The organism is Micromonospora sp. NPDC049044 (assembly GCF_040649215.1).
GTDB lineage: Bacteria > Actinomycetota > Actinomycetes > Mycobacteriales > Micromonosporaceae > Micromonospora.
This window is the reverse complement of the sequence record NZ_JBEZFA010000083.1, coordinates 1-3,472: the sequence shown is the minus strand read 5'-3', so window position 1 is coordinate 3,472 and position 3,472 is coordinate 1. Positions and strand designations below refer to the sequence as shown.

The window sequence follows — 3,472 nt, the reverse complement described above, 5'->3', positions numbered from 1 at the left end:
GTCCGGCCGCCGAGCACGTCGACCTGCCCACCTACGCGTTCCAGCGGGAAAGCTACTGGCTGCTGCCGACCGCCGCGGCCGGGGATGTGACCACCACCGCCGGACTCGCCGCTACCGGCCACCCGCTGCTCGGCGCGGTCATCGTGCTGCCCGACGCCACCGGTGCCGTCGCCACCGGCCGGATCTCCCTGGCCGCGCAGCCGTTCCTGGCCGACCACACCGTGCTGGATCAGGTCTTTCTGCCGGGCACGGCGCTGGTGGAGTTGGCGCTGCGTACGGGCGAGGAGGTGGGCTGCACCACGCTGCGCGAGCTGATGATGCGGGCACCGCTGCCGATCCCGACCGACACGGCGGTGCTGGTCCGCGTCGTCGTCGGCGAGACCGACGCCACCGACGCCCGGCCCGTCCGGGTCCACTCCCGTCTGGAGACCGAGGACGACGCATCCTGGCGCCTGCACGCCGAAGGCATGCTCAGCGCGGACGACATCACCGCGGCGACAGACCCCGGACCATGGCCGCCCGCCGGTGCCACACCGATCGAGACCGGGTACGCGCACCTGGCCGAGCGCGGCTACGGCTACGGCCCGGCCTTCCAGTGCGTACGCGCCGCCTGGCGTCACGGCGAGGCGGTGTACGCCGAGGTGACCCTGCCCGGCAGCGCCCCGGCCGACCGGTTCGCGATGCACCCCGCCCTGCTCGACGCGTGCATGCACGCGCTGCTCATGGCCGACCCGACGGGCGAGACGGTGCTGCCGTTCGCCTGGCAGAACGTCGCCGTGCACGCCACCGGCGCGACCGCGGTCCGGGTGCGGCTGACCCGCCCGGCGCCGAACACGCTGTCCATGGCGATCACCGACGCGGCCGGGCAGCCCGTGGCGACCGTCGGCTCGCTGACGGCCCGTCCGGCAGTGCTCGACGCGCCCGCCGACCCGTCCCGCTCGTTGTACGGCCTGGACTGGGTCCCGGTGCCCGTACCTGACGGCGCCGACCCGGTGACCGTCGTCGACGTGGCCGACCTCGCCGCCGGCGCGGCGGCCGGATCGGCCGACGCGGCCGCTGCCGTGCTCGCGTACGTCCAGGGTTTCCTCAATGGACCCGGCGCCGCGTCGACGCTGGTGCTGCGCACCTCGGGTGGCGTCGCGGCGATCGACGGCGACACCGTCGATCCGGTGACCGCCTCGGTGTGGGGCCTGGTGCGTTCGGTCCAGGGCGAGTTCCCCGGCCGGATCGTGCTCGCCGACGCGCCGGCCGATGTGCCCGTCCCTGCCGGTGACGAGCCGCAGCTCGCCTGGCGCGACAGCACCTGGCTGGCGCCGCGCGTGGTCCGGCTGCCAGCACCCGATCCGGCCCGGCTCGACCTCGCCGACGGCACCGTGCTGGTCACCGGCGGCACCGGCGGGCTCGGCGCGCTGGTGGCCCAGCACCTGGTCATCCGGCACGGCGTCCGGCACCTCACGTTGCTGTCGCGCCGCGGTCCCGACGCACCCGGCGCGGCCGACCTCGCCGACCGGCTGCGGACCTACGGCGCGGACAGCGTCGACATCGTCGCCGCCGACGTTGCCGACCGCCACGCGCTCGCCCGTATTCTTGGCGCGCTACCGCAGCCGCTCGTTGGCGTCGTGCACGCCGCTGGCATCGTCGACGACGGCGTCGTCGCGGCCCTCACCCCCGAACGCCTGCACCGGGTGTGGGCGCCGAAGGCAGCCGCCGCCTGGCACCTGCACGAGCTGACCGCAGGCATGGACCTGAGCCTGTTCGTGCTGTTCTCCTCGGCCGCGGGCGTCCTCGGCAACCCGGGCCAGGCAAACTACGCCGCCGCGAACACCTTCCTCGATGGGTTGGCAGCGCACCGGCATGCCGCCGGGCTGCCCGGCCTGTCCCTGGCCTGGGGCCTGTGGGACCGGACCAGCGACGTCACCGCCGCGCTGTCGGCCGCCGACCGGCAGCGGCTGGCGCGCACCGGTGTCGTGCCGCTCGGCGAGGCCGACGGCCTCGCCCTGCTGGACGCCTCGTTGGCCGGGGACCGGGCCCTGCTCGTCCCGATGGGCCTCAACCTACGGCAGCTCAACCCGGACGCTGTGCCGCCGATGTTGCGCGCCCTGGTGCGCCCGGCCCGGCGCCGGGCCGCCGCCGGTGCGGACGGGCTCGCGGCCCGGCTGCGCGCGCTGGCCCCCGCCGAGCGCATCGCGTTCGCGGCCCGGCTCGTCGCCGAGCAGGCCGCGGCCGCCCTGGGCTACGCCGGAGCCGACCAGGTCCGCACCGACCGCACCTTCGGCGAACTCGGCTTCGACTCGCTGACCGCGGTCGAGTTGCGCAACAGCGTCGCCGCCATCACCGGGCTGGCTCTGCCCGCCACCCTCGTATTCGACTACCCGCGCCCGGACACGCTGGCCGCGTACCTGGTCGGCGAGCTGGTCGGGGTGGCGGAGCAGCAGGCCGCCACCACCGTGATCGCCATCGACGAACCGATCGCCATCGTCGGAATGGCCTGCCGCTACCCGTCCGGCATCACCTCGCCCGAGGACCTGTGGCGGCTCGTCGCCGCCGGCGGGGACGCCATCAGCGAGTTCCCCAGCGAGCGCGGCTGGGACGTCGACCGCCTGTTCGACCCGGACCCCGACCACGTCGGCACGACGTACACGCGTCATGGCGGGTTCCTGCATGACGCGGGCTTGTTTGATGCGGAGTTCTTCGGGGTGGGGCCGCGGGAGGCGCTGGCGATGGATCCTCAGCAGCGGTTGTTGTTGGAGGTGTCGTGGGAGGCGCTGGAGCGGGCTGGGGTGGATCCGGTGTCGTTGCGGGGCAGTGCGACGGGTGTGTTCGCGGGGGTGATGTATCACGACTATGCGTCGCACGTGGGCACTGTGCCGCCGGAGCTGGAGGGGTATCTGGGTTCGGGCACGGCGGGTTCCGTCGCGTCGGGTCGGGTGTCGTACGTGTTCGGGTTGGAGGGTCCGGCGGTCACGGTTGATACGGCGTGTTCGTCGTCGTTGGTGGCGATGCATCTTGCGGGGCAGGCGTTGCGGCGGGGTGAGTGTTCGTTGGCGTTGGCTGGTGGTGTGACGGTGATGGCGACGCCGTTGACGTTTGTGGAGTTCAGCCGGCAGCGGGGCTTGTCGGCCGATGGTCGGTGTAAGGCGTTCGCGGCTGCTGCCGATGGGACGGGTTGGGGTGAGGGTGTCGGCATGCTGGTGTTGGAGCGTCTGTCGGATGCGCAGCGCCATGGTCGTCGGATCTTGGGTGTGATCCGGGGTAGTGCGGTGAATCACGATGGCGCGAGTAATGGTTTGACGGCGCCGAGCGGTCCTTCGCAGCAGCGGGTGATTCGGTCTGCGCTGGCCGGTGCCGGGCTCACCACCGGGGACATCGACCTCGTAGAGGCGCACGGCACTGGTACGCGGTTGGGTGATCCGATTGAGGCGCAGGCGTTGATTGCGACGTATGGGCAGGGGCGCCCGGCGGGCCGTCCGTT

At 73.3% G+C, this 3,472-nt stretch carries 1 protein-coding gene; it reads left to right on the top strand.

Annotated elements, in window-relative coordinates; genetic code table 11:
• Positions 1–3,472, top strand: a 3,472-nt coding sequence (locus AB0B85_RS33535; protein ID WP_357413786.1) for a type I polyketide synthase, incomplete at both ends; no start/stop codon positions are given.